Genomic DNA, 25,662 nt, shown 5'->3' with positions numbered 1-25,662 from the left:
TTTGCCCCGGGCCCAACCCTAGGACGGTTGGCCAGGACCGCGTCCTCGTGAGTCTTTGGTTATGCCCCTTTTCGTGACGTCATGCCTGCGCAATCCGATCCTGGAGCGAACCCCTTGGTAACCGACATCGCCGCCCGCGATCGCTTGCAACCCTCCCTGCTGGATCGTCTGACCGACGATGAACCCGGCAACCTGAAAGAAAGCCCGGACAAACGCGTGCTGTCCCTGAGCCAGCTCAAGGCCTCGGTACTGCGCGACCTGGCATGGCTGCTCAACACCACTTCCCTGCTGGAAGCCGACGCCACCCTGCACACCCCCGCCGGTACTTCGGTGGTCAACTACGGCCTGCCGGCCCTGGCCGGGTACAGCGCTTCGAGCATCGATATCCCGGCCCTGGAGGCGCTGATCCACCAGGCCATCGCCACCTTTGAGCCGCGCATCCTGCGCAGCACCCTGCGGGTACGCGCACGCACCGCGCCCGGGGAAATGAACCACAACGCCCTGAGCTTCGAGATCGAAGGCGACCTCTGGGCCCAGCCGATGCCCCTGCGTCTGCTGCTGCAAACCGACATGGACCTGGAATCGGGCCACGTACGAGTGGTGCACGCCGACTCCCGGAGGCGCTCATGAACCCGCGCCTCTTGGAGCTGTACAACCAGGAACTGCACCACGTGCGCGAAAGCGCCGCGGAGTTCGCCAAGGAATTCCCGAAGATCGCCAGCCGCCTGACCCTGTCGGGCATGGACTGCGCCGACCCCTATGTCGAGCGCCTGCTGGAGGGCTTCGCCTACCTGACTGCCCGGGTGCAGCTCAAGCTCGACGCCGAGTACCCGACCTTCACCCACAACCTGCTGGAGATCGCCTACCCGCACTACCTGGCACCGACCCCGTCGATGACCGTGGTGCAGTTGCAGGCCGATCCCGACGAAGGTTCCCTGAGCAGCGGCTTCACCCTGGAGCGCGACACCAGCCTGCGCGCCGCCCTGGGCCGCGATACCCAGACCTGCTGCGAATACCGCACCGCGCACTCGGTGACCCTGTGGCCACTGCAAGTGGCCCAGGCTGAATACTTCGGCAACCCGTCGGCAGTGCTCGGGCGCCTGGCCGCCAGCGAGCCCAGGGCCAAGGCCGGGCTGCGCCTGACCCTGCGCACCGGCGCCGAACTGCCGTTCAACAGCCTGGCCCTGGACGAGTTGCCGCTGTACCTGAACGGCAATGACGAACAGCCGTTCCGCCTCTACGAACAACTGCTGGGCAACGTCTGCGCGGTGTTCGCCCGGGCCCCGGGCGGCGACTGGGTCGAGCGCCTGCCCCCGGACGCCCTGCGCTCGCGCGGTTTCGACGACCGCGACGCGGCGCTGCCGGTGGTGCCCCAGGCCTTCCAGGGCTACCGCCTGTTGCAGGAATACTTCGCCCTGCCCAACCGCTTCCTGTTCGTCGAATTCGCCCAGCTGGGGCGCGCGGTCCAGCGCTGCGCCGGCCAGGAGCTGGAGCTGATCGTGCTCTTCGAGCGCTTCGACCAGAGCCTGGAAGGCAGCGTCGGCAGCGCTCAGTTCGTGCCCTTCTGCACCCCGGCGATCAACCTGTTTCCCAAGCGCCTGGACCGTATCCACCTGTCCGACCGGGTCAACGAGCACCATGTGATCGCCGACCGCACCCGACCGATGGATTTCGAGGTCCACTCGCTGACCGCCATCAGCGGCCACGGCACCGGCCCGGAACAGCCGTTCCTGCCGTTCTACGCCGTGCGCGATCCATCCCGCTACGGCCGCGACCAGTCCTACTACATCGTCCGGCGCGAGCCGCGGGTGCTGTCCAGCGACCAGCGTCGCAACGGCCCGCGCTCCACCTACATCGGCAGCGAATCCTTCGTCAGCCTGGTGGACAGCCAGCAGGCGCCCTATCGCCACGACCTGCGCCAGCTCGGGGTCAGCGCGCTGTGCACCAACCGCGACCTGCCACTGTTCATGAACACCGGCAACGGCAAGACCGACTTCACCCTGGCCGACAGCGCCCCGGTACAGGCCATCCGCTGCCTGGCGGGCCCGAGCCGGCCGCGCCCCAGCCATGCCCACGACGGCAAGGCCTGGCGCCTGATCAGCCAGCTGTCGCTGAACTACCTGTCCCTGAGCGAACAGGGCCAGGGCGCGGCGGCCCTGCGCGAACTGCTGCGGTTGTACGGCGACAGCAACGACGCGGCCCTGCAGTTGCAGATCGAGGGCCTGCGGGAAGTCAGCAGCAAGGCGGTGACCCGGCGCCTGCCGATGCCCGGGCCGATCGTCTTCGGCCGGGGCCTGGAGATCACCCTGGAGTACGATGAAAACGCGTTCCGCGGCACCGGGGTGTTTCTGCTCGGCGCGGTATTCGAGCGCTTCCTGGCACGTTATGTGTCGATCAACAGTTTTACCGAGACGGTGATCCGTACCACCGAACGCGGCGAGATCATGCGATGGAAAGCCAAGCCCGGACGTCGTCCGACTCTTTGAATACGCTGACGGCGATGCACGCCGAGCCCTGGGAGTACGACTTCTTCCAGGCCCTGCGGCGTATCGAATGCCTGTCGCCGCAACTGCCGCGCTTCGGTCACTCCGTGCGCCTGGCGGACGATCCGCTGCGCCTGGGACAGCAGGCCGACTGCAGCTTCGCCCCGGCCACCCTGGCCTCGGTCACCCCCGGCAGCGACGGCGCCGCGACCCGCCTGGAGCAGTTCTTCTTTGGCCTCGGCGGGCCCAACGGGCCGCTGCCGCTGCACATCACCGAATACGTGCGCGAGCGCCAGCGCAACAACGCCGACAGCACCAGCAAGCGCTTTCTCGATGTGTTCCACCACCGCCTGCTGAGCCTGTTCTATCGGGCCTGGGCCGAAGCCCGACCGACGGTGAGCCACGATCGCCCGGACGACGACTACTGGTCGGCGCGGCTGGCGGCGCTGTCGGGCCGGGGCATGCCCAGCCTGCTCAAGCAGGGTCTGATAGCCGACACCGCCAAGCTGCATTACAGCGGCCACCTGGCGGCCCAGACCCGCTACCCGGACGGCTTGCGGGCGATCATCAGCGAGTATTTCGGCCTGCCGGTGCAGATCGAGGAATATGTCGGCCAGTGGCTGGAGTTGCCCGAACGCAGCCGGGTCGGGGTGCAATCCCATCAGCTGGGGGTGGATTTCTGCCTGGGCAGCCACGTCTGGGACCGCCAGCACAAGTTCCGCATCCGCCTCGGCCCGATGAAACTGGACGACTACCTGGGGATGCTGCCCGACGGCCAGCAATTCCAGGAACTGGTGGCCTGGGCCGCCGAATACCTGGGCTTCGAGCTGGACTGGGACCTGAACCTGGTCCTGCTCAAGGACGAAGTGCCCAAGCTGCAACTCAACGGCCGCCAGCGCCTGGGTTTCAACACCTGGCTCGGCCAACCCGGCAGCGATGCCAAGGATCTAATACTGGCCCGGCACTACGCCGACCTGGCCACTACCTCACGTACACCAAGGAGCACAGAGCATGGGTGAAATCAGTCGCGCGGCGCTGTTCGGCAAACTCAACAGCGTTGCCTACAAAGCCATCGAAGCCGCCACGGTCTTCTGCAAATTGCGGGGCAACCCCTATGTGGAACTGGCCCACTGGTTTCACCAGTTGCTGCAACTTACGGACTCGGACCTGCACCGCATCATCCGCCAGTTCAACCTGGAGCCGGCGCGCCTGGCCAAGGACCTGACCGAGGCCCTGGACCGCCTGCCCCGGGGCTCGACCTCGATCACCGACCTGTCGTCCCACGTCGAGGAGGCGGTGGAGCGCGGTTGGGTCTACGGCAGCCTGATGTTCGGCGAAAGCCAGGTGCGCACCGGCTACCTGGTGATCGGCATCCTCAAGACCCCGAGCCTGCGCCATGCATTGCTGGGGCTGTCCCGCGAGTTCGACAAGATCAAGGTCGAGACCCTGTGCGAGCGCTTTGACGAATACATCGGCGACTCGCCGGAAAACGCCCTGAGCGCCAGCGACGGCTTCAGTGCCGGTGCGGTGCCCGGCGAAGCCAGCGGCGCCATGGCCCCCAGCGCCCTGGGCAAGCAGGAAGCCCTCAAGCGCTTCACCGTCGACCTCACCGAACAGGCCCGCAGCGGCAAGCTCGACCCCATCGTCGGCCGCGACGAAGAGATCCGCCAACTGGTGGACATCCTCATGCGCCGCCGGCAGAACAACCCGATCCTCACCGGTGAAGCCGGGGTGGGCAAGACCGCGGTGGTGGAAGGTTTCGCCCTGCGCATCGTCGCCGGCGACGTGCCGCCGGCGCTCAAGGACGTTGAACTGCGCAGCCTCGACGTCGGCCTGCTGCAGGCCGGCGCCAGCATGAAGGGCGAGTTCGAACAGCGCCTGCGCCAGGTCATCGAGGACGTCCAGGCCTCGCCCAAGCCGATCATCCTGTTCATCGACGAAGCCCACACCCTGGTGGGCGCCGGTGGCGCCGCCGGCACCGGCGACGCGGCCAACCTGCTCAAGCCGGCCCTGGCCCGTGGCACCCTGCGCACCGTGGCCGCCACCACCTGGGCCGAGTACAAGAAGCACATCGAGAAAGACCCGGCCCTGACCCGGCGCTTCCAGGTGGTGCAAGTAGCCGAACCTTCGGAAGACAAGGCGCTGCTGATGATGCGCGGCGTGGCCTCGACCATGGAACAGCACCATCAGGTGCAGATCCTCGACGAAGCCCTGGAGGCCTCGGTCAAACTGTCCCATCGCTACATTCCCGCGCGCCAGTTGCCGGACAAATCCGTCAGCCTGCTGGATACCGCTTGCGCCCGCGTCGCCATCAGCCTGCACGCCGTGCCGGCCGAGGTGGACGATAGCCGCCGGCGCATCGAGGCCCTGGAAACCGAGCTGCAGATCATCGCCCGGGAACAGGCGATCGGCGTTGCCATTGGCAACCGCCAGGTCAACAGCGAGAACCTCCTGACTGCCGAGCGCGAGCGCCTGGCCGAGCTGGAAAGCCGCTGGGCACAAGAGAAGACCCTGGTGGACGAACTGCTGGCAACCCGGGCCCAATTGCGGGAAAACGTCGGCCTGGTGGACAGCGACGTCGGCGACGACAGCCACGGCCTGCGGGAAAAACTGGTGGACCTGCAACAGCGCCTCAGCACCCTGCAAGGCGAGACCCCGCTGATCCTGCCGACCGTGGACTACCAGGCCGTGGCCTCGGTGGTCGCCGACTGGACCGGCATTCCAGTGGGGCGCATGGCCCGCAACGAGCTGGAAACCGTGCTCAACCTGGACCAGCACCTGAAGAAACGCATCATCGGCCAGGACCACGCCCTGCAGATGATCGCCAAGCGCATCCAGACCTCCCGCGCCGGCCTCGACAACCCGAACAAGCCGATCGGCGTGTTCATGCTGGCCGGCACTTCCGGGGTGGGCAAGACCGAAACCGCCCTGGCCCTGGCCGAAGCCATGTATGGCGGTGAGCAGAACGTCATCACCATCAACATGAGCGAGTTCCAGGAAGCCCACACCGTGTCCACCCTCAAGGGCGCCCCGCCGGGCTATGTCGGCTACGGCGAAGGTGGCGTGCTCACCGAAGCGGTACGGCGCAAGCCCTACAGCGTGGTGCTGCTGGACGAAGTGGAAAAGGCCCACCCGGACGTGCACGAGATCTTCTTCCAGGTATTCGACAAGGGCGTCATGGAAGACGGCGAAGGCCGCATGATCGACTTCAAGAACACCCTGATCCTGCTCACCACCAACGCTGGCACCGAGCTGATCGCCAACGTCTGCAAGAACCCGCAGGCGGTGCCCGAGCCGGAGGAAATCGCCAAGGCCCTGCGCCAGCCACTGCTGGAGATCTTCCCGCCGGCACTGCTGGGGCGCCTGGTGACCATTCCCTACTACCCGCTGAGCGACGAGATGCTCAAGGCCATCACCCGCCTGCAACTGGGGCGGATCAAGAAGCGCGTGGAAAGCACCCACAAGGTGGATTTCGATTTCGACGACGAGGTCATCGACCTGATCGTCTCGCGCTGCACCGAGACCGAAAGCGGCGGGCGGATGATCGACGCCATCCTGACCAACAGCCTGCTACCGGACATGAGCCGCAAGTTCCTCAACCGCATGCTCGAAGGCCGCGCCCTGGCCGGGGTGCGCATCAGCCAGCGCGACAACGAACTGCACTACGACTTCAGCGAGCCGGCCTGACCCCACGCCCTGCGCAGGAGCCGGCTTGCCAGCGAAGCGACCGCCACGGTGATGGACCTGGCGCCTTCGCGAGCACGCTCGCTCCTGCAGGGGGCTGACCTGGCACACCACGCATTCAACGAGACTGACGATGTTATTTCAGCAATCCACACGACTGGCACAGGTCAACTGCCCCCTGGGCCCGGACGTCCTGCTGCTCAAGAGCCTGGGCGGCGGCGAGGAGCTGGGGCGGCTGTTCGACTACCAGCTGCAACTGGCCTCCAGTGACGCCAACATCGACCTCAACCAGTTGCTGGGCAAGCCCATGGGCCTCAGCGTACAGCTGGACGGCGGCGGCCAGCGGTACTTCCACGGCATCGTCGCGCGCTGCAGCCAGAACATCGACACCGGCCAGTTCGCCAGCTACGAGGTGACGCTGCGCCCCTGGCTGTGGCTGCTGAGTCGCACCTCCGACTGCCGGATTTTCCAGAACCTGAGCATCCCGCAGATCATCAAGCAGGTGTTCCGCGACCTGGGCTTTTCCGATTTCGAAGACGCCCTGAGCCGCCCCTACCGGGAGTGGGAGTACTGCGTGCAGTACCGCGAGACCAGCTTCGATTTCGTCAGCCGGCTGATGGAACAGGAAGGTATCTACTACTTCTTCCGCCACGAGAAGGACCGCCACGTGGTGGTGCTGGCCGACGCCTATGGCGCTCACAGCAGCGTGCCCGGCTACGCCTCGGTGCCCTACTACCCGCGAGACGAGCAGCAGCGCGAGCGCGACCACATGTTCGACTGGCACCTGGCCCAGGAGGTGCAGCCCGGCTCGCTGGAGCTCAACGACTATGATTTCCAGCGCCCCAGCGCCCGGATCGACGTGCGCTCGGCCATGCCGCGGCCCCACAGCGCCGGCGACTACCCGCTCTACGACTACCCCGGCACCTACGTGCAGAGCAGCGACGGCGAGCACTATGCCCAGACCCGTATCGAGGCCCTGCAAAGCCTGCATGAGCGCATCGAGCTCAGCGGCAACGCCCGGGGGTTGGGGGTGGGCAACCTGTTCAGCCTCACCGGCTTCAGCCGCCAGGACCAGAACCGCGAATACCTGATCGTCAGCATCCGCTACTACCTGGTCCAGGAAAGCCTGGAGAGCGGCGCTGGCGGCGGCTCGGCGCAGTTCGAGAGCCACCTGACCTGCATCGACGCCCAGCAGAGCTTCCGCCCCCTGGCCACCACCCACAAGCCCATGGTCCAGGGCCCGCAGACCGCGCGAGTGGTGGGCCCGGCCGGGGAAGAGATCTGGACCGACCAGTACGGCCGGGTCAAGGTGCACTTCCACTGGGACCGCCACGACCAGTCCAACGAAAACAGCTCGTGCTGGATTCGCGTGTCCCAGGCCTGGGCCGGGAAGAACTGGGGCTCGATGCAGATCCCGCGCATCGGCCAGGAAGTCATCGTCAGCTTCCTGGAAGGCGATCCCGACCGCCCGATCATCACCGGCCGGGTCTACAACGCCGAACAGACCGTGCCCTACGACCTGCCCGCCAACGCCACCCAGAGCGGCATGAAGAGCCGTTCGAGCAAGGGCGGCAGCCCGGCCAACTTCAATGAAATCCGCATGGAAGACAAAAAGGGCGCGGAGCAGCTGTACATCCACGCCGAGCGCAACCAGGACATCGTGGTCGAGGTCAACGAAAGCCATTCGGTGGGCAACAACCGCAACAAGAGCATCGGCCACGACGAGTACGTGACCATCGGCAACAAGCGCACACGCATCGTCCAGCACGTGGATGAGCTGACGGTCGGCGAGAAGAAGCTCGACAGCGTCGGCCAGAGCTATGTGATCGAGGTCGGCGAGCGCCTGCGCCTGGTATGCGGGGCCAGCATCCTGGAGCTCAACGCCAGCGGCCAGATCAACCTGTGCGGGGTCAACATCAGCGTGCATGCCTCGGCCGATGCCCAGATCAATACCGGTGGCGTGCTGCACCTGAACAACGGCGGCGGCCCGGGCACCACCACCGAGGGCCAGGGTGTGCAGGGCGCCATCAGCGCCAAGGCCAAAGCCCCCTTTTCCGCCCCCAAAGGCTAATGAACGGATGCCCATGCCATGACCTATCGCCTCAATGAATTGCAGTTCCAGCTGCCTGCCGGCGAACTGCAGGACGCCTCGATCAACATCCTCAAGTTCCCGGCCCTGGGCACTTCGCTGATCGTCAGCCGCAGCCTGCTGGGAGACGGCGAAACCCTGGAGAGCAACCTGGCCAGCCAGCTGCAGCGGCTGGAGCAGCAAGTCCAGGACCTGCGCTGCCAGGCTCCGCAACCGGTGCAGCTGGGCCCGGCCCAGGACATCCAGGGCCTGGAGCTGCGCAGCCAGTTCAACAAGGGCAAAGAACAGGTGTTCCAGTTCCAGCTGGCCCTGGTGCTGCCCGGCACCCGACAGATGCTCGCCATGAGCTACGTCAAGGCACAGAAGCTCGGCGACGCGGAAGCCGCCCATTGGGCGCAGATCAAGAACACCCTGGTGCTGGGCTGAGGCAGGGCCATGTCTGACGCACTGTGGGCCGCCCGCCTGGGTGACGGGCTGGAACACACCTCGATGATGGCCGACATTCTCGGCGGTGTGCTGGAGGTGGCGGCCAACGTTGCCATCGGCGCCCTGGCGACCATGGCAGTAGCCGCGGCGGCAGGCATCACCGTGGCCACCGGCGGCCTCGGCGCCTGTGTGCTGGGGCTGGTGGTGGGCGTCGTCGTCGGTGTGGTCATGAGCAAGACCGGAGCCGACAAGGGCCTGAGCAATTTATGCGAGGGCATCGCCAACGCCCTGTTCCCGCCCTCGATCCAGGCCACCATCGCCAGCGGCTCGAAAAAGGTCCTGACCAACAATAAGCCGGCGGCCCGCGCGGCCGGCATCGCAACGCCGACACAGATCAGCGGCGACGGCGCCGAAGAAGGCGAAGCCACCGACACCCCGTCGGCAACGCCCGAAGAAGGGCCCGGTTTCCTCGACATGGCCAAGGAGTTTTTCTCGCAGATGTGGCGGCCCACCGTGGCCTCCCCGGCGCCAGGCTCCCAGACCAAGGAACTGGACCTGGTGACCTGCACCAAGCACCCGCCGATGCCGGTGCAGTATCTGGCTGAAGGCTCGGAAAAGGTCAGCATCGACGGCCAGCCGGCAGTACGCAGCGGCGACCGCAGCACCTGCGATGCCAAGGTAGTGTCGGCCGGGCCTATCTCACCGAACGTGACCATCGGCGGTGGCTCGGTGGTGGTGCGCGAGATCCGTAGCGGCAAGACCCCGGGGGTGGGCCTGGCGGTGACCGTGCTGATGATGCTCAAGGGCGGCAAGGGCAAGTTCCTCAGCAACCTGCCGTGCATGCTGATGGCGGGGGTCAATTCCTTTGTCGTCAGCCAGGCCACCAATGCTTTGACCCAGGCCGTCGTCGCCTCGACCCACCCGGTGCATGCAGCCACCGGGGCCAAGGTGCTCGGAGCCGACGACGATCTGGATTTCACCCTGCCCGGGCTGATGCCCATCGAATGGCAACGCTTCTACAACAGCCGCGACGAACGTCGTGACGGCCTGCTCGGAGCCGGCTGGAGCTTGCCTTACGAGATCAGCGTCCAGATCGAGCCCCACCCCGAAGGTGGCGAGCGCCTGCTCTACATTGATGAGCAAGGACGCCGCATCGACATGGGCTCCATTGCCCTGGGTGCAGGAGCCTTCAGCCCCGGTGAAGGCTTGAGCGTGCGACGCAACGAGAACGGACAGTTGCTGATCGAAAGCAGCGACGGTATCTACCGTCTGTTCGAGCCGCTGCCGGGCGACTCCTCGCGGCTGCGCCTGAGCCAGCTGGGGGACCGCAACGACAACCGTCTGCACCTGGAGTACGACTCGTCCGGACGCCTCTGGCTGCTGCGTGACACCTTTGAACAGGCGCAGCTCGAACTGAGCTACAGCACGCTCTGGCCCGGTCGGATTGCCCAGGTCGAACGGCTGTACCCCGACCAGCAACGGGAAGTGCTGGTCAGCTACGACTACGATGCGGCAGGAGACCTGGCACAGGTGCGCGATAGCGAAGGCCAGGTACAGCGTCGCTTCGCTTATGACGCCGGCCACCGGATGATTGAACATCAATTGGCCACCGGGCTGCACTGCTTCTATCAATGGACACAATTTGCCGACCAGCAGTGGCGAGTGACCCGTCACTGGACCGACGAAGGCGATAGCTATCAGTACGACTATGATCTGGAGGCGGGAATCACCCAGGTCACCGACAGCCTGCAACGCCTCAGCCGCCGCCGCTGGAACAGCCAGTTGCAGATCGTCGAGTACACCGACAACCTCAACCAGACATGGGCCTTCGAGTGGAACGATGAGCGCCAACTGCTCAGCGCCACCGACCCCTTGGGAGGGCGCTATGCCTATAGCTACGACGAAACCGGCAACCTGATAGCCGAGACCGATCCTCTGGGGCACAGCCATTCGACCTTGTGGCTGGAGCACTGGTCGCTGCCACAGACCCTGACCGATCCCGCCGGAGAAAGCTGGCACCTGCGCTACGATCCCCGGGGCAACTGTATCGCCGAAGTAGACCCGCTGGGCCAGGTGACCCAGTACCGCCATGACGCGCACGGCCAGGTGGTGGAGATCATCGATGCCGCGGGAAGAAGCCGGAAGATGCGCTGGAACTCGTCCGGGCAACTGCTTGAACACCTGGACTGCTCGGGCTATCCAACCCGCTTCGAATACGATCGACGCGGCAACGTGAAAGCCATCATCGATGCCCTTGGCGAGCACACCCGGTTCCATTACGACTGCCAGGGCCGGTTGCTGAGCAGCCAACTGGCCGATGGGCGCGCCGAGCATTTTCAACGCAGCAGCAACGGCCAGCTACAGGGCTACACCGACCCTTCCGGCTACACCACGCTCTACCAGTACAACCGGCGCGGGCAGATACGCCAGCGCATCGACGCTCACGGCCGACAGGTCCGGTTCGACTATGACGCGTACGGACGGCTGCTGGCGCTCACCAACGAGAACGGCGAAAGCTATCGCTTTGCCTGGGACGCCGGCAACCGCCTGAGCGAACAGCAGGACCTCGACGGCAGTGCCAAACGCTATGGCTATGACCTGCTGAACAACGTCGTCGAACTCCAGTCCCACCCCGCCCCTTATGGCACCGGGCTGAGCGCCGTGCCCGCGCAACCTATCGCGCCGATCATCCACCGGTTCGAGCGCGATGCCGTGGGACGGCTGCTGGCCAAAATCACAGACGATGGCCGCAGCCAATACACCTACGACCCCTTGAACCAACTGACCGCCGCCAGCTTTACCGACAACCTCGGCAACCAGCAGGCACTGAGTTTCAGCTACGACGCCCTGGGCCAATTACTCGAAGAACACACCGTGGCCGGCAGCCTGATCCATCGATACGACGAACTGGGCAATTTGACTCAGACCCAGCTACCGGACAAGCGTTGGCTCAACCGGCTCTATTACGGCAGCGGCCATCTGCACCAGATCAATCTCGATGGCCAGGTAGTCAGCGACTTTCAACGTGACCGTCTGCACCGTGAGGTGCTGCGCACCCAGGGTCAGATCAGCACTCGCAGCGAATACGACCGGTGTGGCCGCCTGCGCGCACGCCTGCAGCATTCCAGCCTGCTGGCAAACACCTTGCCAACAGCCCCGGAGCGACACCTGGAGTACGACGATAGCGATAATCTGGTGGGCCTGGCCGAGCGACATGCCACCGGGCAACATCGGCAACTGTTCCATTACGACGCGACCGGGCGAATCATTGCCAGCCAGGACGGCCTGCAGGGCCAGAAAGAAACCTTCGCCTATGACGCCGCCGCCAATTTGCTTGATGGCCCGAAGGCGGGCGCCGGGCTGGTGGTGCACAACAAATTGCTGACCTACCAGGACAAGCGCTACCGCTACGATGCCTTCGGGCGAATGATTGAAAAACGCAGTGGTCGGCGAGGCGTGCAACGTTTTGCCTACGACGCCGAACACCGGTTGATCGAAGTGCGCAATCAGACCTCCAGCGGCGAAACCCTGGTCAGGATGCGCTACGACGTCTTGGGTCGCCGCATCAGCAAGAGCGAGTACGACAGCCAGGGCAACCTTCTGGGTGAAACGCGATTCGTCTGGGATGGCCTGCGGCTGCTGCAGGAACAGCGTAATCAACAGACCAGCCTCTATGTCTATGAAGACCTGGGACATGCGCCCCTGGCGCGGGTCGACGGCCTCGGCGCGCAGCAGAAGATCCGCTACTACCACAACGACCTGAATGGCCTGCCTCAACAGCTTTGCGAGCCTGACGGCCATAGCGTCTGGCAGGCCCGCTATCAGGTCTGGGGCAACACTGTCGAAGAAATACGCGAGCCCTACTACATCGAGGAACAGAATCTCAGGTTCCAGGGCCAGTACCTGGACCGCGAGACTGGATTGCACTTCAACACGTTCCGTTTCTACGACCCGGATATCGGGCGCTTCACCACGCCGGACCCCATCGGCCTGGCCGGAGGCTTGAACCTTTATCAGTACGCTCCCAACCCAATCGGTTGGATCGATCCGCTGGGCTGGATCTGCAAATCGGCCTACAGCGGCAGAAGGGGCACTACAAAAGCCAAAGCTGACCTCGAGAGGAACGGTTTCACTGTGGTAGGTGAAGAATTGACCATGAAGGTCAAACACCCTGTCACCCAGAAGTCCTATCGCATCAGGGCAGATATCATCGCCAAGGACAAAGCCGGCAACTACCACGTGTTCGAAGTCAAAAATGGCAGCGGCAAACTGACCAAGAACCAACAGGGATCGGGAATGTTCGACATGAGTAATCCGGCCAATACGAACGGTGGCCTGGGCGGTGGCCTGATCAAACCGTCGGGCGCTACCCAGGGCCAGTTCGAAGTTGCGACCAAAACCGCCAGAGGTACCCAGTTCGGTGGCAATGGCGCACAGCATTCGGCCACCTTCTGGCTTCTTCGCTATTGAACGAGTAATCGAGAAATGAAAGCAGACACCAAGGAATTGCGCAGCAACTTTGAAAAGGCGCTCCAGCTTTTTTTGAAGAGCGAGCTCTCGGGTTACCCCGGAGTAAAAGTCACCAAGAACAAAGTGGTGGTTGCACAGAAAGAATCGGGCGCCGTGGCGACCCTGCATTTCGAATACCTGGCCAACACCCGCGCCTACGAAATCCTCATCTTCGTCGAACACCCGGCCCTGCAGGCCGAGATCGACCAGATAAACCCGCCCTACCCGTCCAACCTGGCCAATCCGAAATTTATCTACAGCTTGTCGACGGTCAGTGAAAAAGCTGCCTGCCCGCTACTGCCCGTGACAGAGCAAGGTATTGAAAATACCTGCCAGGTGATTCTGCGCCAGCTCCAGGATGTTCACCTGCCTATTCTGTTCAACCTCTTCAACGTCAGCCCCGCGCTGGTGAGCGATGTCATAGACAGGCCAAAGTATTACTCCTATCCGGTCCCACTGATTTTTATCGCCTTGAAAACCAACAAAATCAAACCGGACGACGAAACGCTAGCGAAGATCATGAGCGAGCAGACCCTGGGCTACACCGGTCATCAGGACCTGAAAGAGTCGTTCAACAAGCAACTACTGGCAGCACTGAACTGAGCGCCTGTTGGAGGCCGGGTCAAATCGCCGAGCCGCGATTCTTGCCCGGCTTGATGATCAGCAACGCGTCCAGCTCGCGCTTTCTGGCGCGGCTGACGAACGCCAGCGCGGCCTGCAGATCCTGTTCGAACAGTTCGAAGGTCGCGCGCTCGATGGCGTAGTACTCCTCGTAGTCGACCACCCCAAGGCTCACCGGAAAGGTCAGGTAGTACTGGCCGGTGGATTCCTCGATGCCCATCGAGAACATCTCCTCGCGACTGACGAACAGATCGTTGAACTTCATGCGGTTCCTAGAGTTCGGCTACCGGGCAATGCGCCTCAGGGCAGGTTGACCGATCAGGCTTTCGAAGGCTGCGGCTTGAGGCTCTGCATGGCCTGTTTCCAGGCCGGCTCATGATGCACCAGGTCGTTGACCGTGGTGGTCAGGGTGGTGATCAGCACGGCCGGCTTACGCTCGATGAAGACCTGGCGCAGCATCAGCTCGCGCCCTTCGCGTTTCCAGCTGTAGTCCAGCAGCACGGCGGCATGGCCTTGCATGTCGAAGTCCCAGCGCTTGATCAGGTTGAAACCTGGCAGTTGCTGCTCGGCAGCATTCAGCTGCGCGGCGACATAATCGGCAAAGGCGGCGTCGCCCTGGCTCGGGTCGCGGCTGATGACGAAGCTGGCTTCCTGGGCACCGCCAACGGCTGGCAGCTTGAAGATATTGATGCTCTGGTCCTGCCAGGCGTCAGGAATATCGAGATCGGCTTCTTGAATGCGGTAGGTGGACAAGAGTTTGGCGTTCCATGCTGAAAGGGTGATTCGGAGAGTGGCAAATATTCAGGCAACGGCCGGCAACAATCAAGGAACCACTCGGCAACTCTGCGCAGCGGCCGTGGCCCCTCAACGCGCTTCCAGGCAGGACGCGTAGGCACGGGCGAAGCCTTGATCGAACTTGAGGGCCTGGGGCTCTTCGGGATCGATGCTGACGTTCCACAGGGCCTGCTGCGGCACGTCGTAGCGGACCCAGCCGATGGTCCCGCTGCCGGAGGTTTCGTAGAACAGCTGCAGGCTCAGCTGGTCGCCATCGTCGCGGTCGATCAGCAGCTTGAGGTGCTCCGGGGTGGTGAAGTCGCGGTAGGGAAAATCGCTGCTGCGCACCAGTTCGGTGAGGTAGCCGTAGCAACCCTTGCCCGGGTTCGATTCATCCGCCAGGGCGGGCGTGGTCGCACAGGCGATCAGCAGGCCCAGGCCTGCCAGGTTCAGGTACCGCATGATTGCCCCTTGAGGGTGAGGGTTTCGACCTGGTCGTTCATCTCGATGCGCGCCACCACCTGGCGGTCGTGAGACTCCTGGTACTCGCTGAAATTGTTGCGCTTGAGGATGTTCAGGGTGACCCGGATATGAGCGCCGGTGTTCTGGTACTCGCTGCGTTCCGGGCCCTGGGCGGCGCCGGTGAGTTCCACCAGCTGCCCGGCGGTCTTGAGGTAAAGAAAGCGCTGGTCCACTTCCACCAGCAGGCGCGGAGCCTTGGGCGCTACGCTGTAGTCCTCGCGGGCCAGGGAATAGCCGCAGAGCCAGGCGCCGGAGCTGTCGTATTTCTGGCTGTGGAACCAGCTGAGGGCCTCGCGATAGCCGATCTGCTCCAGTCGCGAGTCGTTGCCGGCAGCGGCCGATGACAGGCCAAGGCTGAACAGGCAGCCCACGATCAGGGCAACTAAACCGGGGCTTGCCAGGCCGTGCAGCAGGGCGGCCCATGAAAGGGGGCTGTCAGTGGGGCGGGTCATCCTTGGCCTTAGATCAAAAATCGAACGATCGCGCATCCTAGCCACGCCAAAGCGGCTTCGCAAGAACATCTGCGGGCAAACGGCAGGCAAAAAAATAGGCACCCGATGCGCTCGGCGTGCCTATTTCCCCTGCGTGCTCCCGCTGCCGGGAGCCCGCTCAATGCTTATGGGTTGACGCTGTCTTTCAGCGACTTGCCCGGTTTGAATGCCACGGTGTTGCTGGCCTTGATCTTTACCGGCTCGCCGGTCTGCGGGTTCTTGCCGGTGCGGGCGCCACGGTGGCGTTGCAGGAAGGTGCCAAAACCAACCAGGGTGACGCTGTCTTTGCGGTGCAGAGCCCCGGTGATCTCTTCAAGAATGGCGTTGAGCACGCGATTGGCCTGCTCTTTGGTCAGGTCCGCTTTTTCAGCAATGGCTGCGGCGAGTTCTGGTTTACGCATAGTGTGAAGCCTCTTTGACGGTTTTTTGTTGTTATGTCCGTGCTGTTCACGGGAACAGCGCCCAAGGCGCCGCAGGCTCTACGCTGCGGCAGACGGGTGTGAGGATGGCACGCGCTTGAGAGTGGCGCCAGTCTCCCCGCGACCTTTGTGAGGGCAAGAACCGGGTTATTCCGACAGAACGACCGGTATTTAAGCCAGCAACGCAGGAAGTTCCTTGTTCAGGGCCAGTTTTTCCATCACCGCGGCCCCGGTCAGGGCGTAGCCCAGCAACTGGCCTTCGGCGTTGCGGCACAGGACCTTGATGTCGGCCCCCTGCCCTTCTGCAGTCCATACGCCTTCGGCGCCACGGGGCGGCGGCGACACCACCAGGGGGCAGACCGGAGTCTTGACGGTGATCGGCATCGGCCCGTAGCTGACCGCCGTCGGCTTGCCCGCCAGAGTCTGCGCCAGCGCCCGGGCGCAGCTCATCAGCGGCATCACGTACAGCAGGTTGAGACCGTCGACCTCGGCGCAATCGCCCAGGGCATAGATATTGGCGTGGGAGGTTTTCAGCTCGCGGTCCACCACCACTCCGCGATTGACCACCAGCCCGGCGGCAGCCGCCAGGTCGATGCGCGGGCGCAGGCCGATGGCCGAGACCACCAGGTCGCAGGCGATCACCTGGCCATCGGACAGGTGGGCTTCCAGACCGTCGGCGCTGCGCTGCAGGCGGTTGAGCACCGGGCCCAGGTGGAAGCGCGCGCCCAGGCTCTCCAGCCCGGCCTGGACCGCCGCCGCTGCGGCCGGGTGCAGCAGGGTCGGCATCACCTGCTCGCAAGGTGCCACCAGGTCCACGCTGTAGCCGCCGAGGATCAGGTCATTGGCGAACTCGCAGCCGATCAGCCCGGCGCCCAGCAGCAGCACCCGACGCTTGCCGGCCGCGGCGCTGCGAAAGCGCGCGTAGTCTTCCAGGTCATTGATGGGGAAAATCAGCTCGGATGCGTCGCCCTGCACCGGCACCCGCACGGTTTCCGCGCCCCAGGCCAGGATCAGGTCGCGATAGGCCACCGCTTCCTCGCCGATCCACAGGCGCTTGTGGCCCGGGTCGATGCCGCTGATGCGGGTGTGGGTGCGGACCTCGGCCTTGAGCTGCTCGGCCATGGCGCCAGGCTCGGCCATGCTCAGGCCGTCGGCGTCCTTGTTCTTGCCGAAGCCGGTGGACAGCATCGGCTTGGAGTAGGAACGGCCATCGTCGGCAGTGATCAACAGCAGCGGCGTCTCGCTGTCGAGCTTGCGAAACTCCCGGGCCAGGTTGTAACCCGCCAGGCCCGTCCCCACGATCACTACCGGTGCGCTCATTCCCTGCTCCTTGTTATTGGTTGTTCAAGCCACAAAAGTTGATCAAGCGATCTCGATCATTTCGAAATCCATCTTGCCCACGCCGCAGTCCGGGCAGAGCCAGTCCGCGGGCACATCTTCCCAACGGGTACCCGGCAAAATACCGTCGTCCGGCCAGCCTTCCGCTTCGTTGTAAATCAGGCCGCAGACCACACATTGCCACTTTTTCATTGATGCATTTCCTCAAGGGTTCAGGCTTCGCCGGTGGGTCGGTCGATGGATCGACTCTAGAAGGCCACGCTGATCAGCGTCCGGCACTGGGGTTTTTTACTGATCACTACCGGCAGATGCAAGCACGTTCGTGCCGCCGGGCGTCCTGGATCAATCAAAACCGGCGATCGCCATGCTAAGCTCGCCGCCTCATTTGCTGCCAATACTGACCCACTGTGCCGCACTCAATGCCCCCCGCCCCGGCCCCCACCTGGCTGGTGCAAAGCCGTTTGTCCCCCTTCCCCGGCGCAGCCGTTGCCAACTGGCTGTTCGATGAAGGGTCGCTGACCCGGCGCCTGACCCGGCTGTCCCACAACGCCTTCAGCGTCACCCCGCTGGTGCAAGAGTGGCAAACCCTGCGCAACGACGAATGCGCCGCCCTGGGCCTGCCCGAACAGAGCGAAGGCTGGGTGCGCGAGGTGTACTTGCGCGGGCACGGCCAGGCCTGGGTGTTCGCCCGTAGCGTCGCCGCCCGCAGTGCCCTGCTCGAAGGCGGCCTGAATATCGACGAACTGGGCAGCCGCTCCCTGGGCGAGTTGCTGTTCTGCGACCAGGCCTTTACCCGCCAGCCCATCGAAGTCTGCCGCTACCCCCGGCACTGGCTGCCCGCCGCCGTTGCCGACAACGGCCTGTGGGGCCGTCGCTCACGCTTTGACCGCGGCCCCCTGAGCCTGCTGGTGGCGGAAATCTTCCTGCCCAGCCTGTGGACCGCCATAGACGCCCGACCGGAGGCCTGCTGATGTACCTGAGCCTGCTCAAATCCCTCAATCGCCTGCACCCGCGGGCCTGGGACTTCCTGCAACTGGCGCGCATGGACAAGCCCATCGGCATCTATCTGCTGCTATGGCCAACCCTGGTGGCGCTGTGGATCGCCGCCGAGGGCCAGCCGTCCCTGAGCCATGTGCTGATCTTCACCTTCGGGGTGGTGCTGACCCGCGCCGGCGGCTGCGCCATCAACGACTTCGCCGACCGCAAGGTGGACGGCCAGGTCAAGCGCACCGACCAGCGGCCCCTGGCCACCGGCAAAGTCAGCGCCAAGGAGGCCCTGATACTGTTCGCGGTGCTGATGGGCGCCGCCTTCCTGCTGGTGCTGTGCACCAACGCCACCACGGTCTGGCTGTCGTTCGGCGCCCTGGCCCTGGCCGCCTGCTACCCCTTCATGAAGCGCTACACCTATTACCCGCAGGTGGTACTGGGAGCGGCGTATTCCTGGGGCATCCTGATGACCTTCACCGCGCAGAACGGCGAACTGCCGGCCACCGCGTGGCTGCTGTACATCGCCAACCTGCTGTGGACCGTGGGCTACGACACTTACTACGCCATGACCGATCGTGACGATGACTTGAAAATCGGGGTCAAGTCCACGGCAATCCTGTTCGGCGATGCCGACCGGGTGATCATTCTCACCCTGCAGGGCTTGTCCCTGGGCTGCCTGCTGCTGGCCGGGGCACGGTTCAATCTGGGGGGCTGGTTCCACCTGGGGCTGGCGGTGGCGGCGGCGTGTTTCGCCTGGGAGTTCTGGTACACCCGCGATCGCGACCGGATGAAGTGCTTCAAGGCCTTCCTGCATAACCACTGGGCGGGCCTGGCGATCTTTGTCGGGGTGGTGCTGGATTACGCGTTGCGCTAGACCGTCAAGCAAGGCCCTATGGGCCTTTTCGCAGCGTTGCCAGGGCTCGGCAGCGGCTACAGAGATCGGTGTAGCCGCTGCCGCAAGCTGCCAATGGCCCGGAGGGCGGCGGGAGGTCAGTCGGATTTCGCGACCTTCCAGGCGCCGTCCATCTTGCCTTCGCCGGTCATGTCACCGGCCTTCTTGTCCATCACGAAGCCGTACAGCGGCTTGCCGTCGTAGGCCCACTGCATCTTGCCGTCGTCACGCTTGATCACCGTCCACTTGCCCATGGCCTTGTCACTGCCCTCGGCCATCAGCGGCGGCCAGTTGGCAGCGCATTTGTCATTGCACATGGACTTTCCGTCGGCATCCTTGGCAAAGGTGTAGAGGGTCATGCCCTTGTGGTCCACCAGCACGCCGTCCTTGCTCATTGCCGGGTCGGCGGCCATGGCGAATGTCGGCAGGGCCAGGACAGCGCCTACCAGCAGGACTTTCAACGATTGCTTGAACAGAGTCATGGAAACCTTCTTTTGTGGTTGTCAGGAATCGGACTCAAAGCTTAGTCCACGAAGCAGCACCCCGCCCCGCGACCTGAAATACTGTCACACGACTGCAATAATTCCGTTATCTAATGCGGCGCAAGACAGTTAAATGACAAGAGGTTCAAGCATGGTTGGCAGAAGCATTCTGATCGTTGACGACGAAGCGCCTATTCGCGAAATGATCGCCGTTGCGTTGGAAATGGCCGGCTATGACTGCATGGAGGCAGAGAACTCTCAGCAGGCCCATGCCATCATCGTCGACCGCAAGCCGGACCTGATCCTGCTGGACTGGATGCTGCCCGGCACTTCCGGCATCGAGCTGGCGCGGCGCCTCAAGCGCGACGAGCTGACCGGGGACATCCCGATCATCATGCTCACCGCCAAGGGTGAAGAGGACAACAAGATCCAGGGCCTGGAAGTCGGTGCCGACGACTACATCACCAAGCCGTTCTCCCCCCGCGAACTGGTGGCCCGCCTCAAGGCCGTGCTGCGCCGTGCCGGCCCTACCGATGGCGAGGCGCCAATCGAAGTCGGCGGCCTGCTGCTGGACCCCATCAGCCACCGGGTGACCATCGACGGCAAGCCCGCGGAAATGGGCCCTACCGAATATCGCCTGCTGCAGTTCTTCATGACCCACCAGGAGCGTGCCTACACCCGTGGCCAGCTGCTGGACCAGGTCTGGGGCGGCAATGTGTACGTCGAGGAACGCACCGTGGACGTGCATATCCGCCGGCTGCGCAAGGCCCTGGGCGATGCCTACGAGAATCTGGTACAAACCGTGCGCGGCACCGGCTATCGTTTTTCCACCAAGGCCTGACGGCAGCGGCAAGCGACAAGCGGCACGCCGATGAGTGACCGCTTCAACACTTGCAGCTTGGAGCTGCGCCACCCTCCACGGACGTGTTTCAAGTGAATCAAAACTGGCATGGCACCCTGATTCGCCACATGTTGCTGCTGATCACCGGCTGCCTGCTGGTGGGCCTGATCAGCGGCTACTACGGCTGGAGCCTGGCCGCCGGCCTGGGCATCTACCTGGCCTGGACCCTCAAGCAGTTGCTGCGCCTGCACGAATGGCTGCGCCTGCATCAACCCGACGAAGCGCCCCCCGACGGTTATGGCCTGTGGGGCGAGGTGTTCGACAGCATCTACCACCTGCAACGCCGCGATCAGCGGGTACGCGGGCGCCTGCAGGCGGTGATCGACCGGGTCCAGGAGTCCACCGCGGCCCTTAAGGACGCGGTGATCATGCTCGACAGCGACGGCAACCTGGAATGGTGGAACCGCGCCGCCGAGACCCTGCTGGGGCTCAAGACGCCCCAGGACAGCGGCCAACCGGTGACCAACCTGGTGCGCCATCCGCGCTTCAAGGAATACTTCGAGCAGGACAGCTACGCCGAGCCGCTGGAAATCCCCTCCCCGGCCAACGACCGGGTACGCATCCAGCTCTACATCACCCGCTACGGCAACAACGAGCACCTGATGCTGGTGCGCGACGTGACCCGCATCCACCAGCTGGAACAGATGCGCAAGGACTTCATCGCCAACGTCTCCCACGAGCTGCGCACGCCGCTGACGGTGATCTGCGGCTACCTGGAGACCCTGCTGGACAACGTCGAGGAAGTGAACCCGCGCTGGAGCCGCGCCCTGCAGCAGATGCAGCAGCAAGGCGGGCGCATGCAGACCCTGCTCAACGACCTGCTGTTGCTGGCCAAGCTGGAGGCCACGGACTACCCGTCGGACAACCAGCCGGTGCCCATCGACGTGCTGCTGCAATCGATCAAGAGCGACGCCCAGGCGCTGTCCGGGGAGCGCAACCAGCGCATCACCCTGGAAGCCGACGCGTCGGTGCAACTCAAGGGCAGCGAAGCCGAGCTGCGCAGCGCCTTCTCCAACCTGGTGTTCAACGCGGTGAAATACACCCCGGCCGAAGGCAATATTCGCATTCGCTGGTGGGGCGACGAACAGGGCGCGCACCTGAGCGTGCAGGACTCGGGGATCGGCATCGACAACAAGCACCTGCCGCGCCTCACCGAGCGCTTCTACCGGGTGGATTCGAGCCGCAACTCCAACACCGGCGGCACCGGCCTGGGCCTGGCCATCGTCAAGCATGTGCTGCTGCGCCACCGTGCGCGCCTGGAGATCAGCAGCGTGCTGGGCCACGGCAGCACCTTCACCTGCCATTTCGTTCCGGCCCAAGTGAAGAAAAACCGCACCCAGAGCCTGACCGACCAGCGCTGACAGCCACTCGCCCCTAGGCAATTGCCCTGTCAGCCGCTACATTGCGTAACTTGTGCCTGCCTTTCAGGCACCGCATTTCCTTCCTTTTCGAATACACGGAACCCGCAAAACTCCATCATGGACCCTTCCCCTGGTTTTACCCTCGCGTCTCTTTTCGCCGACTTCGGCATGATTCTTTTTGCTCTGATCCTGGTCCTGCTCAACGGCTTTTTCGTTGCGGCGGAGTTCGCCATGGTCAAGCTGCGCTCGACCCGGGTCGAGGCCATTGCCCACAAGAACGGCTGGCGCGGGCAGATCCTGCGCACTGTGCACAGCCAGCTCGACGCCTACCTCTCGGCCTGCCAACTGGGCATCACCCTGGCCTCCCTGGGCCTGGGCTGGGTCGGTGAGCCGGCCTTCGCCCATCTGCTGGAGCCGCTGCTGGGCGCCCTGGGCGTGAGCTCTCCGGAAGTGATCCGCGGCGTGTCGTTCTTCACCGCGTTCTTCATCATTTCCTACCTGCACATCGTGGTCGGCGAGCTGGCGCCCAAATCCTGGGCGATCCGCAAGCCGGAGCTGCTGTCGCTGTGGACGGCGGTGCCGCTGTACCTGTTCTACTGGCTGATGTACCCGGCCATCTACCTGCTCAACGCCAGCGCCAACACCATCTTGCGCATCGCCGGGCAGGGCGAGCCCGGCCCGCACCACGAACACCACTACAGCCGAGAAGAACTCAAGCTGATCCTGCACTCCAGCCGCGGCCAGGACCCCAGCGACCAGGGCATGCGCGTACTGGCCTCGGCGGTGGAAATGGGCGAACTGGAAGTGGTGGACTGGGCCAATTCCCGGGAAGACCTGATCAGCGTCGAGTTCAACGCGCCGCTCAAGGAAATCCTCGCCCTGTTCCGCCGCCACAAGTTCAGCCGCTATCCGGTCTACGACAGCGAGCGCAACGAATTCGTCGGCCTGCTGCACATCAAGGACCTGCTGCTGGAACTGGCGGCCCTGGACCACATTCCCGAGTCGTTCAACCTGGCCGAGCTGACCCGCCCGCTGGAGCGCGTATCCCGGCACATGCCGCTGTCGCAGTTGCTGGAGCAGTTCCGCAAGGGCGGCTCGCACTTCGCCCTGGTGGAAGAAGCCGACGGCAAGGTCATTGGCTACCTGACCATGGAAGACGTGCTTGAAGTGCTGGTGGGCGATATCCAGGACGAACACCGCAAGACCGAGCGCGGCATCCTGGCCTACCAGCCGGGCAAGCTGCTGGTGCGCGGTGACACCCCGCTGTTCAAGGTGGAACGCCTGCTGGGCATCGACCTGGACCATATCGAGGCCGAAACCCTCGCCGGCCTGGTGTACGAAACCCTGAAACGGGTGCCGGAAGAGGAAGAAGTACTGGAGGTCGAAGGCCTGCGCATCATCATCAAGAAGATGAAGGGACCGAAGATCATCCTGGCCAAGGTGCTGATGCTGGATTGACGGCCCTTTCGCCGCCAAGCCGGCGCCTACGGGCAGGTTATTGGTTGCCCAGGGCAAAATTCGGCAGATCCCCCAGGGGCTGGTTGAACTGATAGGGAATCGACACCAGCCCCAACCCGGTATTGCGCTGCACCACGAAATGCAGGTGCGGCCCGCTGCTGTTGCCGGTGTTGCCCGACAGCCCCAGGGCGCTGCCCACCGCCACTCGCTGGCCCTCCCGCACGCTGACCGAACCCTGCTTGAGGTGCAGGTACACGCCCATGGTGCCGTCGTCGTGCAGCACCCGGACGAAATTGCCCGCCGGGTTATTGCCCCGCCCGTTCTGGGCGTTCTCGGTCTTCACCACCACCCCGCCCCGGGCAGCAATGATCGGCGTCCCCACCGGCATGGCGATATCCATCGCATAGCGGCTCTTGGGGCTGAAATGGCTGTATTGGCCATTGGCGCCCTGGGTCAGGCGAAACGGCCCGCCACGCCAGGGCAGCGGGTAGCGATAGGCCTGGGTGGCGCCTGCCGGATCCCCCAGGGAATAACGGAACCTGGGGGCATAGCTCAGAGGCTGGTCGGCGCGAATCGCCGTGAGCAGCGCCAGGCGCTGCCTGCTGCGGGCCGGCAGCACCTGGCGGATCGGCTGCCCCGGAGCGCCGCTGACATTGTTCAACCCGGCAAAGCTCAACTCCACTTCCACCGGGGCATACAGGTCATTGCGCACATACACCGCATCCACCCCCCTGTGCTTCTGGATATCCAGGCGCACCTGGCGCTCAAGGTGCTCCACCATGCGGTCGCGGAACACGAACTCCTGGGCCCCCGGCGAAGGCCGGTCGCTGTAGGAGACCACGCCATTGGCGTCGATGGACTTGTACACAGTCATCGCCGCCAGCGACGTGGCGGCTAAAGACAATCCACAGAAAAACAGCAGGCGCACAAACATTCGGCAGCTTCTTGGCAGAGGGTGGAATCACGCTAGCAGCCTGATATGGAGCTTGTATGAATCAGGCGGGCGCCAAGGGTTCAATGCCGCCGGCGTCGAAGTGGATGTCCACCCCCAGTTGCGCCGCCTCGCAGAGGTTGACCAGCGCATCAAGGGAGAACTTGTTGATCTTGCCGCTGAGCACATCGTTGAGCCGGGGCTGGGTGATATTGAGGCGCCTGGCCGCCTCCTTCTGCGACACCCCCCAGGCCTGCACGGTCTTGCCCAGTTCCAGCATCAGCTTGGCCCGCAGGCGCATGTTGGCGGCCTCCTGGGGAGTGGCTTCAAGGGCATCCCAGACACTGGCAAAGCGCTGGTTGATCGGTTGGTCAGTCATGGCGTGAACCTGTTTCCTGATATCTGGCACGAGCCAGCTCGATATCCCGCGCCTCGGTCTTGCGGGTGGTCTTGCGCACCGCGTGCAACACATAAATGGCCGCGGCCCGCCGGACCACATGGAACAACCGAAACGCCCCTGAATCCTCATGGATCCTGATCTCGAAAACGCCCGGGCCAATGGTTTTCACCGACCTGCAATCGTAGGGCTGTTCACCCCGCTGCAGCAGATCCAGCTGGAAACCGGCGGCCCGACGGGCATCTTCAGGGAACGCCCTGAGATCCCGCAGCGCGCTCCCGACAAACACCACATCCTTGTGCCTGGGCATCGAACCTCTCCTGTTAATGACCAGGAACAAGGCTAATCAACACGGCCAGGACCGGTCGCGCCGGGTTGTTTCAAGGCATGGCCGCAAGGGGTGAACAACAGAGCGCGCCACCTGAAATCTATATCCAAACAGATATAAATCAAGCGCAAAGAAATTAATCTGACGTACGGCGGAAAGTACCGAGGGGGGCGGAGCACGCCTTGTGGCTTGAGGGTTACAGCCTATGTTGCGAGTTGCTCGCTCGATAGCGGGATGACGCAGCAGCCCGCCTCGGCGGCCGGCAAAAGCCCGCAGTGGGAAAGTGTTTTCAGCAGATTTCCACTGCCTCCCATCACCGCAGGAACCGGCTTGCCGGCAAAGAGGCCTTCAAGCCTTGTGCTGCCCTTGTGGGCGCCTTCGCTGGCAAGCCAGCTCCTACACAGCAAGAGGGTGTTCTCGCGGCTTACGCACCTGCCGCCGTAGGAGCCGGCTTGCCGGCGAAGAGGCCTTCAAGCCTTGTGCTGCCCTTGCGGGCGCCTTCGCTGGCAAGCCAGCTCCTACACAGCAAGAGGGTGTTCTCGCGGCTTACGCACCTGCCGCCGTAGGAG

The 25,662-nt window shown here is 64.0% G+C and carries 24 protein-coding genes; 13 read left to right on the top strand and 11 right to left on the bottom strand.

Annotated elements, in window-relative coordinates:
* Nucleotides 1-114 precede the first annotated feature (114 nt).
* From tssE to AC07R1_RS11795, 8 genes are all read left to right on the top strand, one after another.
* On the top strand, nucleotides 115-630 hold the full coding sequence (gene tssE, locus AC07R1_RS11830) for a type VI secretion system baseplate subunit TssE (RefSeq protein WP_011064258.1): 516 nt from the start codon (nucleotides 115-117) through the stop codon (nucleotides 628-630).
* Nucleotides 627-2,486 (top strand): type VI secretion system baseplate subunit TssF, encoded by a 1,860-nt coding sequence (gene tssF, locus AC07R1_RS11825; protein ID WP_495110552.1) that lies wholly within the window; start codon nucleotides 627-629, stop codon nucleotides 2,484-2,486. Before tssE ends, tssF begins: the two co-directional genes overlap by 4 nt.
* Complete coding sequence (gene tssG, locus AC07R1_RS11820) at nucleotides 2,450-3,502, top strand: type VI secretion system baseplate subunit TssG (RefSeq protein ID WP_011064260.1); 1,053 nt, start codon at nucleotides 2,450-2,452, stop codon at nucleotides 3,500-3,502. The genes tssF and tssG overlap by 37 nt, the downstream gene beginning before the upstream one ends.
* On the top strand, nucleotides 3,495-6,170 hold the full coding sequence (gene tssH, locus AC07R1_RS11815; protein WP_495110551.1) for a type VI secretion system ATPase TssH: 2,676 nt from the start codon (nucleotides 3,495-3,497) through the stop codon (nucleotides 6,168-6,170). The genes tssG and tssH overlap by 8 nt, the downstream gene beginning before the upstream one ends.
* A 130-nt stretch (nucleotides 6,171-6,300) precedes the next feature.
* On the top strand, nucleotides 6,301-8,238 hold the full coding sequence (locus AC07R1_RS11810; protein ID WP_072443447.1) for a type VI secretion system Vgr family protein: 1,938 nt from the start codon (nucleotides 6,301-6,303) through the stop codon (nucleotides 8,236-8,238).
* 18 nt (nucleotides 8,239-8,256) lie between these two features.
* Nucleotides 8,257-8,682, top strand: coding sequence for a DcrB-related protein (locus AC07R1_RS11805; RefSeq protein WP_011064263.1), 426 nt, complete (start codon nucleotides 8,257-8,259; stop codon nucleotides 8,680-8,682).
* A gap of 9 nt (nucleotides 8,683-8,691) precedes the next feature.
* Nucleotides 8,692-13,152 (top strand): RHS repeat-associated core domain-containing protein, encoded by a 4,461-nt coding sequence (locus AC07R1_RS11800; RefSeq protein ID WP_495110550.1) that lies wholly within the window; start codon nucleotides 8,692-8,694, stop codon nucleotides 13,150-13,152.
* A 15-nt stretch (nucleotides 13,153-13,167) separates the two neighbouring features.
* The gene (locus AC07R1_RS11795) at nucleotides 13,168-13,794 is read left to right on the top strand and encodes a hypothetical protein (RefSeq protein ID WP_019093145.1); all 627 of its coding nucleotides are present in this window, start codon (nucleotides 13,168-13,170) and stop codon (nucleotides 13,792-13,794) included.
* A gap of 19 nt (nucleotides 13,795-13,813) precedes the next feature.
* Here AC07R1_RS11795 and AC07R1_RS11790 read toward each other — a convergent pair whose 3' ends face one another.
* The 7 genes from AC07R1_RS11790 to AC07R1_RS11760 all read right to left on the bottom strand — a co-directional run bounded on the left by AC07R1_RS11790 (nucleotide 13,814) and on the right by AC07R1_RS11760 (nucleotide 17,548).
* Nucleotides 13,814-14,077, bottom strand: a complete 264-nt coding sequence (locus AC07R1_RS11790) for a hypothetical protein (protein WP_041120412.1) — start codon at nucleotides 14,075-14,077, stop codon at nucleotides 13,814-13,816.
* Between the two features lie 53 nt (nucleotides 14,078-14,130).
* Nucleotides 14,131-14,565: a DcrB-related protein gene (locus tag AC07R1_RS11785; RefSeq protein ID WP_011064267.1), complete on the bottom strand. Its 435-nt coding sequence runs from the start codon at nucleotides 14,563-14,565 to the stop codon at nucleotides 14,131-14,133.
* Nucleotides 14,566-14,676: 111 nt separating this feature from the next.
* On the bottom strand, nucleotides 14,677-15,048 hold the full coding sequence (locus AC07R1_RS11780) for a hypothetical protein (protein WP_072451879.1): 372 nt from the start codon (nucleotides 15,046-15,048) through the stop codon (nucleotides 14,677-14,679).
* A complete protein-coding gene (locus tag AC07R1_RS11775) occupies nucleotides 15,036-15,560 on the bottom strand; it encodes a hypothetical protein (RefSeq protein ID WP_123397702.1) in 525 nt (174 codons plus the stop codon). The genes AC07R1_RS11780 and AC07R1_RS11775 overlap by 13 nt, the downstream gene beginning before the upstream one ends.
* Before the next feature lie 164 nt (nucleotides 15,561-15,724).
* Nucleotides 15,725-16,000, bottom strand: coding sequence for an HU family DNA-binding protein (locus AC07R1_RS11770; protein ID WP_011064269.1), 276 nt, complete (start codon nucleotides 15,998-16,000; stop codon nucleotides 15,725-15,727).
* A gap of 189 nt (nucleotides 16,001-16,189) precedes the next feature.
* Nucleotides 16,190-17,338 (bottom strand): NAD(P)/FAD-dependent oxidoreductase, encoded by a 1,149-nt coding sequence (locus tag AC07R1_RS11765; protein WP_053154601.1) that lies wholly within the window; start codon nucleotides 17,336-17,338, stop codon nucleotides 16,190-16,192.
* A gap of 42 nt (nucleotides 17,339-17,380) precedes the next feature.
* Nucleotides 17,381-17,548, bottom strand: a complete 168-nt coding sequence (locus tag AC07R1_RS11760) for a rubredoxin (RefSeq protein ID WP_011064271.1) — start codon at nucleotides 17,546-17,548, stop codon at nucleotides 17,381-17,383.
* Between the two features lie 215 nt (nucleotides 17,549-17,763).
* On the opposite strand from AC07R1_RS11760, the gene AC07R1_RS11755 reads away from it, so the two are divergent.
* Together AC07R1_RS11755 and ubiA are read left to right on the top strand one after the other, a co-directional pair.
* Nucleotides 17,764-18,327, top strand: coding sequence for a chorismate--pyruvate lyase family protein (locus AC07R1_RS11755; RefSeq protein WP_041120419.1), 564 nt, complete (start codon nucleotides 17,764-17,766; stop codon nucleotides 18,325-18,327).
* Nucleotides 18,327-19,217, top strand: coding sequence for a 4-hydroxybenzoate octaprenyltransferase (ubiA, locus tag AC07R1_RS11750; protein WP_011064273.1), 891 nt, complete (start codon nucleotides 18,327-18,329; stop codon nucleotides 19,215-19,217). The genes AC07R1_RS11755 and ubiA overlap by 1 nt, the downstream gene beginning before the upstream one ends.
* 116 nt (nucleotides 19,218-19,333) lie before the next feature.
* On the opposite strand, the gene AC07R1_RS11745 is transcribed toward ubiA, so the two are convergent.
* The gene (locus AC07R1_RS11745) at nucleotides 19,334-19,717 is read right to left on the bottom strand and encodes a COG4315 family predicted lipoprotein (RefSeq protein ID WP_011064274.1); all 384 of its coding nucleotides are present in this window, start codon (nucleotides 19,715-19,717) and stop codon (nucleotides 19,334-19,336) included.
* Nucleotides 19,718-19,868: 151 nt separating this feature from the next.
* Here AC07R1_RS11745 and phoB point away from each other — a divergent pair, with 151 nt between their 5' ends.
* The 3 genes from phoB to AC07R1_RS11730 all read left to right on the top strand — a co-directional run bounded on the left by phoB (nucleotide 19,869) and on the right by AC07R1_RS11730 (nucleotide 23,437).
* Entirely contained in the window at nucleotides 19,869-20,558 is a 690-nt protein-coding gene (gene phoB, locus AC07R1_RS11740) for a phosphate regulon transcriptional regulator PhoB (RefSeq protein ID WP_003177195.1), read from the top strand.
* 128 nt (nucleotides 20,559-20,686) lie between these two features.
* Nucleotides 20,687-21,979 carry a phosphate regulon sensor histidine kinase PhoR gene (gene phoR / locus AC07R1_RS11735; protein WP_186355251.1) on the top strand — a complete coding sequence of 431 codons (1,293 nt, stop codon included), beginning with the start codon at nucleotides 20,687-20,689 and terminating at the stop codon, nucleotides 21,977-21,979.
* Between the two features lie 117 nt (nucleotides 21,980-22,096).
* Complete coding sequence (locus AC07R1_RS11730) at nucleotides 22,097-23,437, top strand: hemolysin family protein (RefSeq protein ID WP_011064276.1); 1,341 nt, start codon at nucleotides 22,097-22,099, stop codon at nucleotides 23,435-23,437.
* Nucleotides 23,438-23,474: 37 nt separating this feature from the next.
* On the opposite strand, the gene AC07R1_RS11725 is transcribed toward AC07R1_RS11730, so the two are convergent.
* From AC07R1_RS11725 to AC07R1_RS11715, 3 genes are all read right to left on the bottom strand, one after another.
* The gene (locus AC07R1_RS11725; protein ID WP_011064277.1) at nucleotides 23,475-24,371 is read right to left on the bottom strand and encodes a peptidoglycan DD-metalloendopeptidase family protein; all 897 of its coding nucleotides are present in this window, start codon (nucleotides 24,369-24,371) and stop codon (nucleotides 23,475-23,477) included.
* 61 nt (nucleotides 24,372-24,432) lie between these two features.
* Nucleotides 24,433-24,747, bottom strand: coding sequence for a helix-turn-helix domain-containing protein (locus AC07R1_RS11720; RefSeq protein WP_011064278.1), 315 nt, complete (start codon nucleotides 24,745-24,747; stop codon nucleotides 24,433-24,435).
* Entirely contained in the window at nucleotides 24,740-25,075 is a 336-nt protein-coding gene (locus AC07R1_RS11715; protein ID WP_495110549.1) for a type II toxin-antitoxin system RelE/ParE family toxin, read from the bottom strand. Before AC07R1_RS11715 ends, AC07R1_RS11720 begins: the two co-directional genes overlap by 8 nt.
* Nucleotides 25,076-25,662 lie beyond the last annotated feature (587 nt).

This window comes from Pseudomonas sp. GW821-FHT07F01, assembly GCF_059418825.1.
This window is presented reverse-complemented; position numbering and strand designations above follow the sequence as displayed.